The organism is Streptomyces angustmyceticus, from assembly GCF_019933235.1.
Taxonomy (GTDB): Bacteria; Actinomycetota; Actinomycetes; order Streptomycetales; family Streptomycetaceae; genus Streptomyces; species Streptomyces angustmyceticus.
Window position 1 is genome coordinate 2,939,098 of the sequence record NZ_CP082945.1, and the last position, 19,211, is coordinate 2,958,308.

The 19,211-nt window shown below is 72.5% G+C and carries 19 protein-coding genes; 2 read left to right on the top strand and 17 right to left on the bottom strand.

Going from position 1 to position 19,211, the window contains the following annotated elements; genetic code table 11:
• Window positions 1-39: 39 nt before the first annotated feature.
• The 4 genes from K7396_RS13210 to K7396_RS13225 form a co-directional block, all read right to left on the bottom strand.
• Window positions 40-1,584: an AI-2E family transporter gene (locus K7396_RS13210; protein ID WP_152104548.1), complete on the bottom strand. Its 1,545-nt coding sequence runs from the start codon at window positions 1,582-1,584 to the stop codon at window positions 40-42.
• Between the two features lie 128 nt (window positions 1,585-1,712).
• A complete protein-coding gene (locus tag K7396_RS13215) occupies window positions 1,713-2,417 on the bottom strand; it encodes an aggregation-promoting factor C-terminal-like domain-containing protein (RefSeq protein ID WP_086721478.1) in 705 nt (234 codons plus the stop codon).
• 406 nt (window positions 2,418-2,823) lie between these two features.
• Window positions 2,824-4,146 carry a PhoH family protein gene (locus K7396_RS13220; RefSeq protein ID WP_086721477.1) on the bottom strand — a complete coding sequence of 441 codons (1,323 nt, stop codon included), beginning with the start codon at window positions 4,144-4,146 and terminating at the stop codon, window positions 2,824-2,826.
• Between the two features lie 564 nt (window positions 4,147-4,710).
• A complete protein-coding gene (locus K7396_RS13225) occupies window positions 4,711-5,490 on the bottom strand; it encodes an isoprenyl transferase (RefSeq protein ID WP_086721476.1) in 780 nt (259 codons plus the stop codon).
• A 140-nt stretch (window positions 5,491-5,630) separates the two neighbouring features.
• Between K7396_RS13225 and mgrA the strand changes: the two genes are divergently transcribed.
• On the top strand, window positions 5,631-6,662 hold the full coding sequence (gene mgrA, locus K7396_RS13230) for an L-glyceraldehyde 3-phosphate reductase (protein WP_086721475.1): 1,032 nt from the start codon (window positions 5,631-5,633) through the stop codon (window positions 6,660-6,662).
• 218 nt (window positions 6,663-6,880) lie between these two features.
• Here mgrA and K7396_RS13235 read toward each other — a convergent pair whose 3' ends face one another.
• Window positions 6,881-7,606: a prepilin peptidase gene (locus tag K7396_RS13235; protein WP_373866918.1), complete on the bottom strand. Its 726-nt coding sequence runs from the start codon at window positions 7,604-7,606 to the stop codon at window positions 6,881-6,883.
• Window positions 7,607-7,687: 81 nt separating this feature from the next.
• Between K7396_RS13235 and K7396_RS13240 the strand changes: the two genes are divergently transcribed.
• Window positions 7,688-8,041, top strand: a complete 354-nt coding sequence (locus tag K7396_RS13240; protein WP_086721982.1) for a DUF192 domain-containing protein — start codon at window positions 7,688-7,690, stop codon at window positions 8,039-8,041.
• 35 nt (window positions 8,042-8,076) lie between these two features.
• Here the strand turns inward: K7396_RS13240 and K7396_RS13245 are convergent, their stop codons facing one another.
• The 12 genes from K7396_RS13245 to K7396_RS13300 all read right to left on the bottom strand — a co-directional run bounded on the left by K7396_RS13245 (window position 8,077) and on the right by K7396_RS13300 (window position 18,884).
• A complete protein-coding gene (locus K7396_RS13245; protein WP_086721981.1) occupies window positions 8,077-8,712 on the bottom strand; it encodes an OmpA family protein in 636 nt (211 codons plus the stop codon).
• A gap of 10 nt (window positions 8,713-8,722) precedes the next feature.
• Window positions 8,723-9,304, bottom strand: coding sequence for a hypothetical protein (locus K7396_RS13250; RefSeq protein ID WP_086721980.1), 582 nt, complete (start codon window positions 9,302-9,304; stop codon window positions 8,723-8,725).
• Window positions 9,305-9,371: 67 nt separating this feature from the next.
• Window positions 9,372-10,070 carry a pilus assembly protein TadG-related protein gene (locus tag K7396_RS13255; RefSeq protein ID WP_152104546.1) on the bottom strand — a complete coding sequence of 233 codons (699 nt, stop codon included), beginning with the start codon at window positions 10,068-10,070 and terminating at the stop codon, window positions 9,372-9,374.
• A 23-nt stretch (window positions 10,071-10,093) separates the two neighbouring features.
• On the bottom strand, window positions 10,094-10,258 hold the full coding sequence (locus K7396_RS13260; protein WP_018089307.1) for a membrane protein: 165 nt from the start codon (window positions 10,256-10,258) through the stop codon (window positions 10,094-10,096).
• A gap of 593 nt (window positions 10,259-10,851) precedes the next feature.
• Window positions 10,852-11,745 carry a DUF5936 domain-containing protein gene (locus K7396_RS13265; RefSeq protein ID WP_086721512.1) on the bottom strand — a complete coding sequence of 298 codons (894 nt, stop codon included), beginning with the start codon at window positions 11,743-11,745 and terminating at the stop codon, window positions 10,852-10,854.
• Window positions 11,746-11,789: 44 nt separating this feature from the next.
• The gene (locus K7396_RS13270; RefSeq protein ID WP_086721511.1) at window positions 11,790-12,737 is read right to left on the bottom strand and encodes a type II secretion system F family protein; all 948 of its coding nucleotides are present in this window, start codon (window positions 12,735-12,737) and stop codon (window positions 11,790-11,792) included.
• Entirely contained in the window at window positions 12,734-14,074 is a 1,341-nt protein-coding gene (locus K7396_RS13275) for a CpaF family protein (RefSeq protein ID WP_086721510.1), read from the bottom strand. Before K7396_RS13275 ends, K7396_RS13270 begins: the two co-directional genes overlap by 4 nt.
• The gene (locus tag K7396_RS13280) at window positions 14,071-14,562 is read right to left on the bottom strand and encodes a TadE/TadG family type IV pilus assembly protein (protein WP_086721509.1); all 492 of its coding nucleotides are present in this window, start codon (window positions 14,560-14,562) and stop codon (window positions 14,071-14,073) included. Before K7396_RS13280 ends, K7396_RS13275 begins: the two co-directional genes overlap by 4 nt.
• Complete coding sequence (locus K7396_RS13285) at window positions 14,559-14,942, bottom strand: TadE/TadG family type IV pilus assembly protein (RefSeq protein ID WP_086721508.1); 384 nt, start codon at window positions 14,940-14,942, stop codon at window positions 14,559-14,561. Before K7396_RS13285 ends, K7396_RS13280 begins: the two co-directional genes overlap by 4 nt.
• A 3-nt stretch (window positions 14,943-14,945) precedes the next feature.
• Window positions 14,946-16,406, bottom strand: a complete 1,461-nt coding sequence (locus K7396_RS13290) for an AAA family ATPase (protein ID WP_152104545.1) — start codon at window positions 16,404-16,406, stop codon at window positions 14,946-14,948.
• A gap of 13 nt (window positions 16,407-16,419) precedes the next feature.
• Window positions 16,420-17,136 (bottom strand): Flp pilus assembly protein CpaB, encoded by a 717-nt coding sequence (gene cpaB / locus K7396_RS13295; protein ID WP_174886903.1) that lies wholly within the window; start codon window positions 17,134-17,136, stop codon window positions 16,420-16,422.
• Between the two features lie 167 nt (window positions 17,137-17,303).
• The gene (locus tag K7396_RS13300) at window positions 17,304-18,884 is read right to left on the bottom strand and encodes a hypothetical protein (RefSeq protein WP_152104544.1); all 1,581 of its coding nucleotides are present in this window, start codon (window positions 18,882-18,884) and stop codon (window positions 17,304-17,306) included.
• Between the last annotated feature and the right edge of the window lie 327 nt (window positions 18,885-19,211).

The following is a 19,211-nucleotide window of genomic DNA, read 5'->3' on the forward strand; positions in this document are numbered from 1 at the left end:
CACGTCTGCGGGGTTCTGTGCGTCCGGCACCCGGCCGGGTCACGCCGGGGGTTGCTCCGTCGGGCGCGGGGTCGGGGGCGGGGTCGGTGCCACCGAGATCGCGGTGGCACCGCGGGGGGCCACCGACATCCGCAGCGCCTGTTCCGTGGAGTACGAACGCAGATAGCCGACCACCGTGTTGGTGACCGCCACCAGCGGCACCGCGACCACCGCGCCGCCGATGCCCGCGATCAGCCCGCCGGCCGCGACCGACAGGATCACCGCGAGCGGATGCACCCGCACCGCCCGGCCGAGGATGAACGGCTGCAGGACGTGCCCCTCGATCTGCTGGACGGCCAGCACGACCGCCAGCACCATCAGCGCCGTGAACACTCCGTTGGCGACCAGCGCGATGACACACGCCAGCGCGCCCGAGACCACCGCGCCGACCAGCGGGATGAAGGCGAACAGGAAGATGAAGACGGCGAGCGGCACGGCCAGCGGCACATTGAGGAAGTAGAGCCCGATACCGATGAAGATCGCGTCGATCAGGGCCACCACGACGGTGCCGCGCACATACGCCGTCAGCGTCCGCCAGGCCCGCGGCCCGGCGCCCGCGACTCCCCCGCGGGCCGCGCTCGGGACCAGCCTCAGCAGCCAGTTCCAGATCCGCCGGCCGTCGTAGAGCAGGAAGAGCGTGGTGAACATCGCCAGCAGGATGCCGGTGAAGACCTCCAGGACGACGGTGACGCCCTCCAGGCCGGCCGAGGTGATGGCCTCGGTGTTGGCGCCGACGGCGTCCTGCAGGTTCTTGGCGATGTGGTTGATCTGAGACTCGGTCACATGGAACGGGCTCTTCAGCAGCCAGCCCTTGAGCTCGGTGATGCCCTCCTGGATCCGGCTGGAGACCGAGTCGATGTTGTCCTGGACCTGCCAGACGACGAACCAGCCGACCAGGCCCATGATGACGAACCCGCCGATGAAGGTCAGCGCCGTGGCCGGTCCGCGCGGCAGCCCCCGCTGGCGCAGCCAGGCCACCGTGGGCTGCAGCAGCGCGGTGATCAGCGTCGCCGCGACGAAGGCCAGCACCACCAGTTCGATGGTGGTGATGACGCGCGCGAGCACCCAGAGCGTGGCCGCCAGGATCAGCAGCCGCCAGCTCGCCTCGGCGGCGACCCGGACGCCCCACGGCACCGCGTCGACCGGCTCGGGGCGGGCCGCGACGGCCGGGGCGTAGGAGGGCGGCGGAGGAACGGTCTCCGGCGCGGGCGGGACGGCGTGCGGGGAGGGTGCGACGAGCTCGGTCGCGGGGTGCGGCACCCCGTCGGTCGCTTCCGGCAGCTGGGTACGGGGAACGGTGAGCGTGCCCGCCGCGCCGTCGCGCGCCGTCGCGTCGTCCACCGCGCCGGCGGCCGCGGAGGCGTCCGCATGTCCGGCACGCCTCAGCGTTTCCGGGTCGCCCGCCTCCCCCGGCGAGCCCACGGGGCTCCCTTCAGGGGGGACCCCCACCGCGCCCTCCGCGCGGCGGCGCTGTTCCTCCAGCCGCTGCGAGAGTCGCGTCAGACCGGCGCCGAGGCCACCGACCCACTGAGGCAATCTGGACATGTGCCTTCCTCTTCCCCTCCCATGCGCCTACAACCTGCCGGGGACGACGTTACCTGCGCCGGACGCACGAAACCCCCGACGCTGCCGCGTTCGGGGGTTTCGGAAGTGCGGTGGTGCGGCCGACGGGCCTAGTACCAGCTGTTGGCCTGCCAGAACGACCAGGCGCCGCAGGGGCTGCCGTAGCGGTCGTTCATGTAGTTGAGCCCCCACTTGATCTGGGTGGCCGGGTTGGTCTGCCAGTCGGAGCCCGCCGAGGACATCTTGGAGCCGGGCAGCGCCTGGACGAGGCCGTAGGCGCCCGAGCCGGCGTTGGTGGCCTTGTAGTTCCAGCCGGACTCGTGGTCCACGATGTTGCTGAAGCACTGGAACTGGTCGCCGGCCATCATCTGCCGGGCGATGGCCTGTGTCTCGGAGACCGAGTACGAGCCCTTGCCGAGGAGGTCGCCCAGGTCGCCGCGCGTGGAGGAGCGGGACGCCGCCAGCTCCTTCTTCTTGCGCGCGTCGGCTTCCTTCTTGGCCTTCGCCTCGTCCGCCGCGTCCTTCTTGCTCTGCGCGGTCTCAGCGGCAGCCTTGCGGGCCGACTCCTGAGCGGACTTCAGCGCTGCCGTGTCCGCCTGGGTGGACTGGTCGTCCGCCTGCTGCGTCAGGGAAGCCGTCTGCACCTGGGCCTGTGCGCCCGCGGGGATGTCGGCGATCGTCGCGTCGGCAGCGGTGGCCTCGGTGTTGCCGACCGAGGCGGGCTCGTTGCCTGCAGCGACGCCGACTACGGCGCCGACGGTGGTGACCGCGGTGGCGGATGCCACGGCGAATCCCCGGACCGAGATCCGGCTCACACGTTTTCCTTCCAGCATCGCCCGCATAGGTGACCTCGCGGGCGCAATCGTGCCCCTGACGCTGGTCTCCCCTTGTTCCGGGCCCTGTTGAGCGGGCGGGTCCGGCTGGCCACGGGAGGCACTGGCCCGGTACGTCCCCCTCGGGGTCCGCGTGGTGCTCGGGCGGCATACGGCGATTCGCTATGAAGTTCGTTGGTTCTACACACCGCTGGGGGTGCTTGATGCCGTATGCGGGGCCTGACAGGACCCAGACTCTGCCCGAACGAGATGCCGCGAGGCAATTCCCCGCTGGGTGTGAAAGCTCACACCCCGTTTACGGCAAACTATTTTCGGATATCCACTCGCAGCACTGCGCCGCCCGGCTAAGCTCCTTCGCTTCGCCGGGCGGCGCCGTGTTCACAACCGGTCAGATCCGGCCGTCCTCCAGCAATTCGGTCACCAGTGCCGCGATCGGCGAACGCTCCGAGCGGTTCAGCGTGACGTGGGCGAACAGCGGATGACCCTTCAGCTTCTCCACCACCGCGACCACACCGTCGTACCGCCCCACCCGCAGGTTGTCGCGCTGGGCGACGTCGTGGGTCAGTACGACCCGGGAGTTGGCGCCGATACGGGACAGAACCGTCAAAAGGACATTTCGCTCCAGCGACTGGGCCTCGTCCACGATGACGAACGCGTCGTGCAGCGACCGCCCGCGGATGTGGGTCAACGGCAGCACCTCCAACATTCCGCGCCCCACCACCTCTTCGATGACGTCCTTGCTGGTCACCGCGGACAGCGTGTCGAAGACGGCCTGCGCCCAGGGGCTCATCTTCTCCGCCTCGCTGCCCGGCAGGTAGCCCAGCTCCTGTCCGCCGACGGCGTACAGCGGGCGGAACACCATCACCTTGCGGTGCTGCCGGCGCTCCAATACGGCCTCCAGCCCGGCGCACAGCGCCAGCGCCGACTTGCCCGTACCGGCCCGGCCGCCCATCGAGACGATGCCGACGTCCGGGTCGAGCAGCAGGTCCAGCGCGATCCGCTGTTCGGCGCTGCGGCCGTGGATGCCGAACGCCTCCCGGTCGCCGCGCACCAGCCGGACCGCGCCCTCGGCGGTGACCCGGCCGAGCGCCTTGCCGCGCTCGGACTGCAGCACAAGTCCGGTATGCACCGGAAGTTCGGCGATTTCCGGGACATGGGCGGTCTCGGCGGCGAAGAGGTCATCGATCTGTTCGGCGGAGACGGTCAGCTCGGCCATCCCCGTCCAGCCGGAGTCGGTGATCGCCAGCTCGGCGCGGTACTCCTCGGCCAGCAGCCCGACCGAGGACGCCTTGATGCGCAGCGGCAGGTCCTTGGAGACGACCGTGACGTCGTACCCCTCGGCCTGCAGGTTGCGCGCCACGGCGAGGATCCGCGAGTCGTTGTCGCCGAGCCGGAAGCCCGCGGGAAGTATTCCGGGGTCGGAGTGGTTCAGCTCGACCCTCAGTGTCCCGCCGAGATCCCCGATGGGGATGGGCGAGTCCAGCCGCCCGAACTGCACCCGGTACTCGTCCAGCAGGCGCAGCGCCTGCCGGGCGAAGTAGCCGAGCTCGGGGTGGTGCCTTTTGGCCTCCAGTTCCGTGACCACCACGACCGGCAGCACGACCTCGTGCTCGTCGAAGCGGGCCATGGCTCCTGGATCCGCCAGCAGGACACTGGTGTCGAGGACATAAGTGCGCCGGTCGTGCTCACGGCGCTGCTTGATGTTCACCACGGATGGACGAACCCCCTCGGATGAGGTTGGGGTGCGACGGCGTCGCGGGGCGGTGTGCTCCCGGGGGCGGTGTCGCTCCAGCAACCGCTGGACGGCGTCCCCGGGACACCCGGCCATCTCCTGACCGGACCGGGCTCGGGCCACAATGCGCGGGCCGAACGCCGGCCCTCCGCGTCGACCGTGCGGTGCGCACGGACCTCCGAGATGTGCAAAGGGCCTCCCGGGCGGACGGCCCCATGCCGTCCGCTGAGATCCGGCGCCCGATGGCTTGTTCCGGACGCCGACCTGGAAGGGATATTCCCTCGAACCTGCGTAGCCATGCCCCGGCATATGACGCACAGGCGATGAACCTTGGGTGACGCCTGCTCGCCGGGCGGCGGCCGCTCACCAGTGGTACGGGAGGGGAGGCCGCGTCAGAAGAGGCCCCGTCAGCGGCACATGGCGCCGACGGGGCCTGGTGACGCCCCGTAACACGGGGGGCGTCGGGAACTTCAGGGATGTAACGGGCTCACTGGGCGTGAGTAACTCGCCCGGCGTAACGCCGGGGAGGGTCCCGGGCGCCTTCTAGAAGCCGTAGCGCCGGTGCCGTGCCGCGTAGTCGCGCAGGGCGCGCAGGAAGTCGACCTTCCGGAACGCCGGCCAGAAAACTTCGCAGAAGTAGTACTCCGAATGGGCGCTCTGCCACAGCATGAAGCCCGACAGCCGCTGCTCGCCGCTGGTCCGGATCACCAGGTCCGGGTCCGGCTGGCCGCGGGTGTAGAGGTGCTCGGAGATCAGGTCGATGTCGACGATCTCGGCGAGTTCCTCGAAGGAGGTGCCGCGCTCGGCGTGGGCCAGCAGCAGCGAGCGCACCGCGTCGGCGATCTCCTGCCGGCCGCCGTAGCCGATCGCGACGTTCACCAGAACGCCGGTGTTGTCGCGGGTGGCCTGCTCGGACTCCTTGAGCACCTGCTGGGTGGCGGTCGGCAGCAGGTCGCGGTTGCCGACGTGGTGCACCCGCCAGCGGCCGTCGGCCGCGAGATCGCGGACGGTGTTCTCGATGATGCCGAGCAGCGGCTTCAGCTCCTGCTCGGGCCGGTCGAGGTTGTCCGTCGACAGCAGCCAGAGCGTGACCACCTCGACGTCGGTCTCCTCGCACCAGCCGAGCAGCTCACTGATCTTGGCCGCGCCGGCCTGGTGGCCCTGCTCGGTCGTCCGCCCGTCGGCCCGCGCCCAGCGCCGGTTGCCGTCCAGGATGACGCCGATGTGCTTGGGCACCTGGGTGTGATCCAGGCGACCCTCCACTCTGCGCGCATACAGCCGGTAGACCAGATTGCGCAGTGCAGGCGGATAAGGGATGCGCATCCCGGAAGATCGCAGCATGTGTGGTCCAGCCCCTCCGTGCCAGTGGCGGTCGCCCCGTCGCCTCAAGTGGGCAACTTTACTTCTCGGCTGTCTCGACAGCCCAATCAGGTAGGTCACAAGTACGTGATAGGGAGATGAGCATGACTGGCACCGACTACCGCGCAGCGGATTCCCGCTACGACTCGATGAAGTACCGGAGGACGGGTCGCAGCGGACTCAAACTCCCCGCTATCTCCCTTGGACTCTGGCACAACTTCGGGGATGACCGCACCCTGAGCTCCCAGCGGGACATCCTGCGCCGCGCCTTCGATCTGGGTGTGACCCACTTCGATCTGGCCAACAACTACGGACCGCCCCCCGGGTCCGCCGAGCTGAACTTCGGAAAGATCTTCGCGCAGGACTTCCGCGGCTACCGCGACGAGATGATTCTGTCGACGAAGGCCGGATATCTGATGCACCCGGGCCCCTACGGCGAATGGGGTTCGCGGAAATATCTCCTCTCGTCGCTGGATGCCTCACTGAAGCGGATGGGTGTCGATTACGTCGATATCTTCTACTCGCACCGCTTCGATCCGGACACCCCGCTGGAGGAGACGATGGGCGCGCTGGCGTCCGCCGTCCAGCAGGGCAAGGCCCTGTATGTCGGGGTTTCCTCCTACAACGCCGAGCAGACCCGCGAGGCCGCCGGAATTCTGCGCGGAATGGGGGTGCCCGCCCTGATCCACCAGCCCTCGTACTCGATGATCAACCGCTGGACCGAGGACGATCTGCTGCTGGACACCCTCGAGGCCGAGGGCATGGGCTGCATCTCTTTCGCGCCACTCGCGCAGGGCATGCTCACGGACAAGTACCTGCACGGCATCCCCGAGGGCTCGCGGGCCTCCCAGGGCAAGTCCCTGGACCCGGGCCTGCTGTCCGACGAGGTCGTCCGCCGTCTGCGCGGCCTCAACGACATCGCGGCCCGGCGCGGCCAGTCGCTGGCCCAGCTCGCGCTGCGCTGGGTGCTGCGCGACGACCGGATGACCTCCGCCCTGATCGGCGCCAGCAGCGTCGCCCAGTTGGAGGCCAATATCGCCGCCCTCGACGCCCCCGCGCTCACGGACGCCGAACTGGCGGAGATCGACGCGTACGCGAAGACGACGGACGGCGTGAACATCTGGGCGCGGCGCTAGGCGCTCCTCCCCAGGTCCCGCGGACCGGCACAAAAAAGCGGGCCGGTCCGTGGGGGGGATACGGACCGGCCCGAGGGGGGGTTTCCACCATAACCCCGCGGGAGGGATGGTTCGTGCACCGGCGCGCGGCGGCGTGGCATCCGGGTCAGGCAAGGCCCGGCGAGCGGGGGCGGGGCCGGCGGAGGGAATCCTTCCGGTTCGGGGCGGGGGCCCGCGCCTCAGGCGGCCGCGGCGGCTCCCAGAAGCAGCCCGCAGAACGCGCCGAGGATCATGAAGGGCCCCAGCGGCATCGCCGTGTCCCGTGCGCCGCGCCCAAGGAGCAGCAGTCCCGCGCCGTAGAGCGCACCGGCCAGCACCCCGGCCGCCCCGCCGGTGACCAGGGTGCGCCAGCCGTACCACCCGAGGGCGACCCCCAGCCCGACCGCCAGCTTGACGTCGCCCATCCCGAGCCCGGCCGGGTTGACGAGATGGAGCAGGAGATAGCAGCCGCCGAGGACCAGGCCGCCCAGCAGGGCCCGCCGCCATGCCCCGCCCTCCCCCGTGAGCCAGCCGGCGAGCCCCAGCAGCAGCGCCCCCAGCACGGCGAGCGGCACGGTCAGCTCGTCCGGGAGGCGGCGCACCCGCCAGTCGACGGTGACCAGCAGCACCGCGAGCGGGGTCAGCACCAGCCAGGCGGCGAGTTCCGGCCGGGGCCCGGTGGCCGCCGCCAGGGCAGCGCAGGCCAGTGCGGTGGCCGCCGCCGTCGGCAGCGCTCCCGGCCCGTACGCCCCGCAGTGCGGGCAGTGCCCGCGCCCCAGCCAGCCCCGTGCCACGCCCGTGATCGCGTGCCCGCCGGGGCAGACCGCGCGCCACTCCTCCTCGGGCCCGACGGCCATCCGGTGGGCGGGCCGCGGCAGCAGCAGCCCGGCCGCGGCCCCGTAGACGGCGGCGAGAATCATCAGCATCACGGACACATGCCGACCCTAGAGCCAGGGTCCCGGGCCGCGGCGGGTTCCGGGCGCGCGGGAGCTGATAGAACGCTGTGCATGGCGCGTTGGGAGAACGGTCCGGGGGTGCTGCGCGGCGTACCGGCCCGCGTTCCGGTGGAGATCGCGGCGTCCTACCGGGCCCGTACCCGCGGACTGCTGGGCCGTGACGGCATCGAGGGGGCGCTGCTGCTGACCCCGGCGGGGAGTGTGCACACCGTCGGGATGCGGTTCGCGATCGATGTCGCCTATCTGAGCCGGGACTTCACCGTGCTCGCCGTGCGCACCATGCGGCCGGGCCGGCTGGGGCTGCCCCGCCTCCGCGCCCGGCATGTGCTGGAGGCGGAGGCGGGTGCGATGGCGTGCTGGGGTGTTCGTCCGGGCGTCCGGCTCGGGGTCGAGCCCGTCCGCTGACCGGCGGGCGGTCGCGGGCCGGCGGCCGGGCCCGGTCACGAGGCGCGCGGGAAGCTGACCTCGACCCGGCGGTTCTTCCTGCGGCCGGCCTCGGTGGCGTTGTCGGCGATCGGGTACTGCTCGCCGTAGCCGCGGATCTGGAAGCTGACGGACGAGCCGAGGTCCTTGGCCAGTTCCTCCTGGACGGCACTGGCCCGCTTCTTGGACAGGACCAGACCGTGGCTCGCCGAGCCGAGGTTGTCGGTGAAGCCGAAGACCCGCAGGCGGGTGGCGTTCTGCTTCTTGATCTCCGCGGCGATGGTGCCGATCCGCGACAGCGCGTCCGACGACAGCTTCGCGCTGTCCTTGCCGAAGAGGACCTCCGCCTGGAGCGAGAAGGTCACGTTGTCGTTGGTGTCCTGGCGGCGCTCGGAGCCGTCGTCGGTCTCGACGATGGACTTGATGTTGAGGACCTTGGAGGGGGCGAGCTTGGCGCCCTGCACCATCCGCAGGTCGGGGTCGTCGGGGTCGATGCGGACCGGGGGGCTGGAGTCCTCGGTCAGGCCCGGCGGGTCGGCGTGGGCGGTGGGGACCGTCAGCGCCGCGGTCAGCAGCAGGGCGACGGCGGCGGTGACGGCCGTGCGGGGCGCTCGGCGCGTACGGGCTTCTCGGGGCATCCGGTTCGCGGTCATCGGTGCCCGCTCAGTCCGTGATCTGCACGCTGGCGGGGGGCATGGTCGGCAGTTGGAAGTCGACCTGGGTCACCTTGGCGGGCGGCGCCGGGAACTGCGCGAAGATCGGGCGGCTGGCCCCCGGCATCAGACCGCTGAGGCCGGTCGTGCACAGGCATTCGCCGTTGGTGTCCCGCAGCACCAGATACCGCTTCTTGCCGGCCTTGTCGACGAGGGTGGCCCCGGAGATGGACGAACGGGACCGCAGCTCGGTCTCGTTGGAGCGCCAGTCGATGGCGTTGAAGGCGCGGTTGCCGTGGTTGGCCACCGTGCCATTGACGGTCACGAAGCCGCCGGAGTCGCGGACGACGGAGTGCAGGGTGACCACCACGCCGTCCGGCCCCTTCATCTCGCCGATCACCTTGTCGGAATCGGCCGCCGGGCTGCCGGGGCCGCTGTCCTTGGGGGCGGTGCTGCGGGCCGGGGGCTTGTCGCCGTCCGTCCCCTTCGCTCCGCCGCCACCACCACAGCCGGCCACGACCAGAGCCAGGCCGACAGCGCTCGCCATGGCGACCGCGCCCCTGGCGGCCTTCGTGGTGCGCCGAATGCTCATTGGATGCGATTCCTTTGATCGTCGTCTGGTCGTCTCGGTGTGCGGGTCGGGGTGCGGGGGCGGCCGGTCATCGGGCGAGGCGTACGGAGAAGAGGTCGGCGGCGCCGGGGAGGTCGCGGAGGTCGTCGGGGTCGAGCTTCCAGTGCTTTGTGTCGCAGGTGAGGTCGAGGGGCGCGGCGTCGTCCTTGCCCTTGCCGTCCTTGCCGCCCTTGCCGCCTCCGTCGTCCTTGCCGTCCGGTGCGTCCGGGCCGTCCTCGGCGGGGTCGAGGGTGCAGCGGGGCGCGACGACGGACTTCGCCCCGGCCTCGGCATGGGTGCTGCTCGTCTTCGGGATGACCGAATTGCCCACCGGTTTCAGGGTGGTGACCTGGACGGCGAACGAGGTGGGCCAGGAGCCCGGGAGGCAGCCGGAACCGGAGCCGGAGAGCCGGGCGTCGTTGCGGCCGGCGAACCAGCCCGCGCTGGCGCAGGCCGGAGCGGACTGCGCACCGCGGGCGTCGAGCAGGTCCTTCCAGGCGGCCGGGTTGCTCTCGTAACTGCCGTCGCGGAGGCCGTCGAGCAGGTCCTCGGTCAGCAGGTCGCGGTACTTCTGGCCGGCGGCGAGCGCGGCCGCGTCGGCGGCGGTCTGGGCGCCGTTGCGGCTGGCCGCGGCCTGCCCGACGGCGAAGAAGGCGAGCGCGAGGAAGAGCAGGCCCCCGACCGCCACGATGTAGAGCGGAAAGGCCTGTCCGGCGTCGCGCCGGCGGCGCACGTCGGTGGCCGGCACGGGCGCGACGGCAGCGGCGGGGCCTAAATGCCGACGACGTCGGAGATCTTGTTGGCGATGGCGTTGGCGATCTGACTGCCGAAGTCCGTGGTCGACAGGACCAGGACGATCGCCACGACCACCGCGATGATGCCGAGGTACTCGATCGAGGTCTGTCCCCGGTCGTTCCCCAAAATACGCTTCGCCATCGTGTTCCCCTCCATGGGCGGCCGTACCGCTCTGGTCCGGCTGGTCTGCCCCCGTGATGCCGGCGCGGTCGACCGCGCTCACGACACGAGAAAAGTACGCCGGAACAGCGTGCCCGGAACAGGGATTCCTTACCCAATCCTCATTTCGGATCACATACGGCGGGCACAACGGCGCATTTCGGCCACTCAGTCGCACCCCACCCACCCCCGTTCCCCCTTCGGAACCATGCCCCGCACCCCTGCCCATGTGGACCGGACGGCCCGTCCGCACCATAGTGCGAGCGAAACCGTCCGCCCACCCACTGTGACACAACTCGTTGCTCGTGCGAAGGAGTTGTCGGGAAGCGAGCGGTGCGGCGTCCGCATCCGGCCGGGCGCGGGCCACCGGTGCCGAACGCGGCCGTCACCGGGGCCCGAACGCCCGGGGATGTGCACCCGCAAGGGTCGTACGCCGTGTTGACGGCCGCGGACCCGGGCGGCGCGGCCGGCGGCCGAAGGGGCGCTCCGGGGAGCCCCGGCGCCGGTGCCCCGCGCCCGGCCGGGCGGCGGCGGACGGCCGGCGGCGGGGCGGGGGCAAGGCGGTGTGGCACGGTTCACTTCCCCATCAGCGAGCCGAAGTTGGTGCCCGAGCCCAGGAAGAACCCCGCGATGAGCAGGATCATCGTGGCCGGAACCATAAAGGTGGTGACGACCATGGTGGCCTTGGGGACCGCGCGGGCGGCGCGGCGCCGGGCGTTCTGGGCGTCGGTGCGGCGCATGTCGTTGGCGATCTGGATCAGGGTCTCGACGATCGGCGAGCCGAGTTCCTCGCCCTGCTGGAGGGCGGTGACGAACTGGGCGACCTGTTCGGAGTCGTTGCGTTTGCGCAGTTCCTCGAAGGCCGCGCGGCGGCTGACGCCCATGTCCATCTGCCGCAGGGTGATCCGGAGTTCGTCGGCCCACGGCCCCTCGTACTTCTCCGCGACCCGGTCCAGCGCCTGACGGAAGCTCAGGCCCGCGCTGACCACGACCGCCAGGACGTCCAGGAAGTCCGGAAGGGTGCGCTCGATGGTGTCCTTGCGCTGGCGGATCGCGGCCCAGATGCCGACCTCGGTCCAGAAGAGGCCGAAGAGCACCATCCCGACGCCGAGCAGCGGCTGTCCGCGCAGGAACATCACCAGCGCGCCGACGAACCCGAGGGCGCCGTAGACCGCGCGCCGGGCGGCGTACCGGTCGACGGTCAGCCCGCCGGGGTTGCCGGCCAGGTCGATCCGCCGGCGGACCCGGGCGGTGCGCTTGTCGCCCATCAGCCGCAGCACCAGCGGCGCGTAGCGCATGCCGGTGCGGTCGACGGCCGAGCCGACCACCGTGGTGCGGGTCGCGCCGACCTCCAGGGACAGCGCCAGGTCGGGCGGCAGCCGGGCCTCGCGGCGGTAGAGCGCGATACCGCAGCAGATGCCGGCGACCGAGAGGGCGAAGGCCGCGGCCAGCAGAATTCCGATTCCCATTCCTGTTCCCCTGGGGAGACCGACAGCGGTGCCGGTGGCGGTGTCTAGACGTCGATCTTGGACAGCCGGCGGATGAAGAAGAACCCGAGCCCGTAGAGGACGAAGGCCGCGACGACCGCGAACTGGCCGAGGAAGGAAGAGGTCATCCGGTCGATGGCGCCCGGGGCGATCCGGTTCATCAGCAGCAGGGTGCCGATGCCGAGCAGCGGGACGACATAGGCGGTGACCACGACCTGGGAGAGCTGGGTGCGGACCTCGCGGCGGGTCTCCTTGCGCTCCTCCAGGGTCGTGGTGAGGTTGCGCAGCGAGCCGACGACGGTGCCGCCGGCACGGTTGGAGAGCACCAGGGTGGTGACGAGCACCACCAGTTCGCGGGACGGGAGGCGTTCGGCCAGCTCGCCGAGCGCCTCGTCGACGGAGTGGCCGACGGAGAGCTTGTCGGAGACCTTGGCCAGTTCCTCGCCGGCCGGTGCCTCCAGTTCCTCGGCGGCCATGGCCAGCGCGGTCCGCAGGGCGAGCCCGGCCTGGGTGGCGTTGGCGAGGATCCGGGAGAGTTCGGGCAGCTGGTTGATGAACCGCTCGATGCGCTTCTGCCGCTGCCAGTTGAGGAAGGCGAACGCCGCCCAGACGGCGACCAGCCCCGCGATCGGGCCGAAGAAGGGGGCGAGGGCGGCCTGCGCGATCAGCCACAGGGCGAGCACCGCGCCGAGCATGGCGACGAAGAACTCGCCGGGGGTGACGTCCAGGCCGGTGGCGGCCAGCCGCAGTTCGAGCCGGCGGCCGAAGCGGGTGCCCCGCAGGGCGCGGTCGACGGACGGGAAGCGGCGCCGGCGCCCGTCGGTCGGCAGCCGCCGCTCGTCGTCGAGGCGGTCGACGACGGCCTGGCGCTGGGCGCGGCCCGCGGCGTACGTCCGTACGCCGGCGATGGCGAGCACCCCGCACAGCACGGTAGCGCCGATGGCGAGCAGGGCGAGGTCGTTCCCGCCGGTCATGACAGGGCCTTCCGGGTGGCGAGTTGGGCGTCGTCGGTGGCGACGCCGAAGGCGGGCGGGGTGGGCTCGCTCGCCATGAAGAGGCGTTCGGCCACCCGGCGCGGCAGCGGGAAGTAGCGGAAGCGCCCGTGCACGATGCGGTCGGCGCCCATCGGTTCGGCGTCGAAGCGGCAGACCGTCGCGATCCGGTAGTCCTCGTGGCCGCGCGAGTCGAGGATGGCGATCTCGCTGATCCGGCGGGAGCCGTCGGCGTGCCGGGTGAGCTGGACGATGCAGTCGACGGCGCTGTTGATCTGGTCCCGCAGCGCCTCGAAGGGGATCTTGACGTCCGACATGGAGGCCAGGGTCTGCAGCCGCATCAGGGCGTCCTCGGCGCTGTTGGCGTGGACGGTGGCGAGCGACCCGTCGTGGCCGGTCGACATGGCCTGGAGCATGTCGAGGGTCTCGCCGCCGCGCACCTCGCCGACGATGATGCGGTCGGGGCGCATGCGCAGGGAGTTGCGCACCAGGTCGCGGATGGTGATCCGGCCCTTGCCCTCCACGTTGGGCGGCCGGGACTCCAGCCGGATGACATGGCTCTGCTGGAGCTGGAGTTCGGCGGCGTCCTCGACGGTGATGATCCGCTCGCCGTCCGGGATCAGGCCGGACAGCGCGTTGAGGAGGGTGGTCTTGCCCGCGCCCGTGGCACCGGAGACCACCACGTTGAACTTGGCCCGCACCAGCCCCGCCAGCAGCAACAGCATCTGCTCGTCGAGCGTGCCCATGCCGATGAGTTCGGCGAGGGTGTAGGCGCGCGGGAAGCGGCGGATGGTGAGGGTGGCGCCGTTCAGGGCGAGCGGTGGGATGATGACGTTGACGCGTTCGCCGGACGGCAGGCGGGCGTCGACCATCGGATTGGACTCGTCGACCCGCCGGTTGACGGTGGAGACGATCCGCTCGATGGTCTGCATCAGCTGCTCGTGCGAGGCGAAGCGCACCGGCAGCAGCTCGACCCGGCCGGCCCGCTCGACGTACACCTGGTCCGGGCCGTTGACCATGATCTCGGTGATCGAGGCGTCCTCCAGCAGCGGTTCCAGCACGCCGAGGCCGAGCGCTTCGTCCACCACCCGGCGGATGAGCTGGGCGCGTTCGGCGGTGGACAGGACCGGGCCCTCGCGGCTGATGATGTGGCCCAGGACGCGTTCCAGCCGGCCGCGGCGTTCGGCCGCGGCCAGCGAGGACATCTCGGCGAGGTCGATCTCCTCCAGGAGTTTGGCGCGGTAGACGGCGACCATGTTGCCGTCCTGGCGCGCCTCGCCGGCCGGCTCGGGTGCGACGATCCGGGCTTTCAGGCTCATCGCGGGGGTGCTCCTTCGTACGTGTCCGCGGCGGGGCCACCGCCCAGGGCGGCGGGTTCCTGCGGGCGGGGCATGGTGGCGCTGCGGGAGGCGGTGCCGAAGTCGGCGACGCCGGGGACGATCGAGGGGATGGTGACCCGCACCGTCGCACGGACCGAGCCGCCGCCGTCGCCGCCCACGCTGATCCCCGCGTCGACCCAGTCGCTCATCGCGGCCCGGCCGGCGGCGGCCGGGTCGGGCGGGTGGTCGGTCTCGTCCATCGAGGCGGTCCGGGCCGCGGCGCGCGCTCCCGTACCGGCCTGCTGCACGGCGAACGCCGCCAGCCCGAGCTGGACCACGGCCAGCCCGACGACCAGCAGGAGCGGCAGGAAGCCGAGGAACTCGATGGACACCGTGCCCCGGTCGCGGCCGTGACCGCGCAGCCGGGCGGGGAGCCGGAGCCGGTGAGCGACGGACCGGGGCCGGGCCGGCGGGCGTACGGCGCTCACCGGAGGTCCTCCTTGGCGGCGCCGGCCGAGCCCCGCACCTTCCACGGGAAGCTGCCCGCGCCGGGGAAGAGCACCGGGACCTCGATCCGGACCGTCGCCTTCCACACGTCTCCTCCGTCGCCGCAGTCGATGCCGGCGCCGCCCCGCCAGGAGCCGGGCAGTTCGTGCTCGGCGGCGGACCGGCAGGCGCCCGCGCCGCCGCCCTCCGTCGCGGTGCCGGCCCGCGCGCCGCGGTCGGCGGCGTGGGCGGCGAGCGCGTACGCGTAGCCGACCAGCACCAGCTGCCACAGCAGCGCGAGGACCACCAGGATCAGCGGGAGCATCCCCATGAACTCCACGGCGACCTGCCCGCGGTCGTTGCCGCCCAGTGGGCGCCGCACCGCTCAGCCCTCCTCGTACGGACCGGCCGGATCGAACGGACCCGGGCCGCCGGCCGCCGCCGCGGAGCCGCGCCGCGCGCCGAACCGCAGGCCGGACCCCGACCCGCCCCCGGAGGCCGGCCCCGGAGCCGGACCCTGACCCGTCCCCGAACCGGGAGCCGCCCCCGGCGTTATGGCCTTGCGCCTGCGCCCCGTCAGCGTCGGGCGCGCCCGGTGGCTGCCCCGGCCCTCCCGCCGCACGGCCGGCGACTCGCCCAGGCCGAGCTCGCCCGCCAGCGACCATAGCGCCTGACGGACCGTCGACCGGCCGTCGAGGTCCTGCATCCGGCCGGCGTCGACACAGGGCTGGAGCTCCTTGAAGGCGGCCGGCACATGGGTCCTGGCGACCTGGGTGCCGGTGGCCTTGGCGACCAGCGGCGGCTGGATCTCGGTATTGCGGGTGAGGCGGTTGACCACGGTCGTGGTGTCCTCCGCCTGGCGGATCTGCAGCCGGTCCCACAGCCGCACCTGCCGCTTGGCGGCCCGTACGGCGACCACGTCCGGGGTGGTCACCAGCAGGGCCACATCGGCGAGTTCGACGGCCGCGGCGTTGGCGGACTGCATCTGGGAGCCGCAGTCGACCAGCACCACTTCGTAGCGGGCCCGCAGCGCGCCGATGACCTGGCGGGCCGCCCGGTCGTCGACCTCCTCGCCGCGCTCCCCCTCCTCGGGTGCCAGCAGCAGCCCGAGCCCCGTGTGGTGGTCGTGCACCGCGTCCTGGAGCACCCGTACGGAGATGTCCGCGATGCCCGCCAGGTCGGCGATCGAGCGGCGGAACTGGACGTCCAGGTAGGAGGCCACGTCGCCGGACTGCAGATCCAGGTCCACCAGGGCGACGCTCCGGCCCGCGGCGCGGGCGGCCAGCGCGAGCTGCACCGCGGTGACGGTGGTGCCGACTCCGCCCTTGGCTCCGGTCACGGTGACCAGGGTGCCCGCCGGGCCGGGGGCGGTCTCCGGGCTGCCCCCCAGGTGCACCCGTACGCCCGCCGACCACTGGGCGGCGGCCTGCACCCGGGCGGCCAGCTCGTCGTAGCCGAGCGGCAGTCCGACGATGCCGCGGGCGCCGGCGTCCATCGCGGCGGAGAACAGCGCGGGCCCGGCGTCCATGGTGATCAGGACGACGCCGACGGCGGGGAAGCGCAGCGCCACCTCGCGGATCAGCTCCAGCGCCGGCATCGGCCCGATCCGCTCGTGGACGAGCACGACCTCGGGCAGCGCCTCGACGGCGGACGGACCGGCCGCGGGCGCGGCGCCCCCGGGGGAGGCGCCCGCCCCCTGCGCCGCGGCGCCGGCCAGCGCGTTCAGCAGCGCCGTGGAGTCGGCGACGGCGGGTGCGGGATCGGCGTCCGGCAGCTGGTTGAGCAGCGAGGACACCGCGCGCGCGGCGTCCGGGTCGCCGACCGCCGGGAGGATACGGATGGTCACCTGGGCCTCCGGGTCACTTGTCGCCGTCGAGGGTGTACGTGCGCTGACCGGGCGGGACGGTGGCCTCGCTGCCGGGCGCGAGCAGGGCGAGCCGTACGTGCGAGGCGAACGACTCCGCGTACGCGACCCGTTGGGCGTCCCGGGTGTCCAGCGCGAAGGTGATCGGGACGGCGTCACCGGCCGGGCGGCCCGCGGTGGTGTCGCCGGGGTCCTTGGCCTCCAGCGGCGTCAGCTTGCCGACGTCGATCACCTGGGCGCCGGAGACGATGACCTTGGAGACCGGCTTGTCCTCGGGGCGCTTGCCCTCGAAGGTGGCGTAGATGTTCACCCGGGCGCCGGGGTTGATCTTGCCGGCCACCCCGGTGGCCGCGTCGATCATGATGGCGATCTCCTGCTGCCCGGCCTTCAGCGCGGGCCGCTCGACGATCATGTCGTCCTGCAGCAGCGACCCCTTCTTCAGCGGGGTCACCGCGATCCTGCCGCTGACCTTGTCGAGGTCGGTCACGGCGGTGGGCGGCAGCCACCGCTCGGGCATCTTCACCTTCTCGAACTGCCCGGGATCCAGCGCTTTATAGGCCGCGACATCCGTCTTCAGCCGGTACGCCGTCGTCTCGGGGCCGACCTTGGACTCGACGTTGTTGATCACCGACAGTACGCCGACGAACGCGCCGACCGCACAGAGAACCGACAGGAGCAGCAGGATCACTCCGCGGCGCTGGCGTGAGTTCATGGGGGAGGGACCTCGATCGGGACGGGGAGAGAGGGCGGGCGGGGTGGACGGGCGGCGCGGGCGGACGGCACCGGGCGAACCGGCGGGCGGGCGCCGGGCGGTGGCGGCCGGGGGCGGCCGCCGGGGGCGCGTTCGGGGGGGCGGGGGCACGGACGGCCCGGGTGGGCTCAGCGCACGCGGGCCACCGTCCGCGGGGTGCCGGGGACTTCCGGCCGGCCGGACAGGTCCGGGTACCCGGGGTGCTCCGGGGGACCCGCGAAATCGGGGTGGCCGGGCAGGTCCCAGTGGCCGGGGGCGCGGGGGACGTCGGAGGCGTAGGGGTTCCCCGGCACGGGCCGCCCGGACCCGTACGGGTTCGGCGGCGCGCCCGCGCCGCCCGCCGTGAGATCCGGCCCGCGCACGTCCCACTGCCCCGGTTCACCGGGCCCGTCACCCCGTAGGTCCGTCACCCCTGGCACACCGAGCACACCGGCCACACCGGGCGGCGCCACCGGCGAGAGTCCGCGCTCGTCCCAGGGCGAGACGGGCGGCCCGGACGGCACCGGGGCGGGCGCGACGGGCTGCCCCCCGGGACCGCCGGGGGGCGGGGCGGGGGCAGGAGCGGAGGCCGGAGGAGCGGAGGCGGCAGCGGAGGCCGGGCGCGTCGCGGGGGACGGCGGCTCGACGATCGGGGCGGGGGCGGATGCCGGGGCCGACGCCGAGGGCGGAGCCGGGGCCGAGGGCGGAGCCGGAGTCGGGGACGACGCCGATGCCGCTGGTGGAGCCGGGGCCGGCACAGGAGCAGGAGCAGGCACAGGAGCAGGAGCAGGCATCGGCGCCGCGGCAAGGGCCTGCGTCGTCGCGCCGCCCGCCGCCGTCCGGTGTTCGGGCCCTTCTATGGCTGCCGGCTCCTGGCCCGAGCCGCCACCTCCCGCCGCCCGTTCCCTCGCGAGCGGCGACCGGCAGAACGCGCAGTGGTCGCCGAGGAGTTCCAGGCCGCACCAGCCGCACTCGGCACGCCGTACCGAGGCCACCAACTGCCGCAGGACGGCCACATCCGGTATGGCCGCCGCGAATTCGATGAGCTTCTGGGTCCCCCACCACCGCGCGGACTCGTCCGGCAGCCGGGCCTCGAACACCCCCCGCACCCGCCAGGCCGGGGCGAGCGCCCCGGTCACCCACTCGGAGGTGAGCTGGCCGCGGGCGACCGCGAGTTCGGTGGCGAAGCCGGGCGCGGGCAGCTTGGCCTCGGTGCTGTGCCGGTCCAGGTGCTGCAGTTGGGGCTCGGGGTGCGCCAGGACCGCGAAGTGCGCCCCGGGCAGCCACGACTTCACATGCGCCCGCAGGTCGACCTCGATGCGGTCCAGGCCGCTGACGCTGCCCAGCAGGGCGCCGGTGTGCAGGTAGTGGGACAGCAGCCGGGCGGCGCTGGCCAGCACGCCGGGGGTGAATTCGCACAGCGACAACTGCCGCAACTGACGGGCGAGCAGCGCCACGCCCAGCGGGGGCAGGGGCAGCGGCACGATGGCGATCCGGTCGCTCTCCAGGACGGCGCGCAGGGTGTGCAGGCGGCGGACGTGTTCCGGCGGGCAGGCCGAGGAGTACAGCACGACGAGGTGGCCGTGGTGCTCCAGGACGGCACTGGTCTCCGTCAGCGCGTCGTCCAGCGACTGGAGTTGCGGGGCCCGCAGGACGACGGCGGCCGGGGTCTGCCGGTCGGTCGCGGGCAGCGCGAGGTCCGGGCTGGTGACGGCAATCGCGGTCGGCACGTCGCTCCCCCACTCCCTCCGGCCGCCGGGGGCCCCGGGACCGCGGATCGGCACAGCTCTGCGCCAGAGGCGCCATACGCTCAGCACTTTATCCACAGAGATACGCCCCAGAGAACACGTTCTGGGCTACTCGTCATGACCATCACCCGGTAGGGAAATGGCGCATACCGCCCGTACGACGCTCAGCGGAACGTCCGTTTCCGGCGCAACTCTTGACAGATCATGGGCCTCACCACGCGGTACGGCAGACGCGGGAACACCGCGTCACCGGCCTCGGCCCGCGGCCTCGCCCTCCCGCCGCCGAACCGACCGGGCCCCGCACGGTCG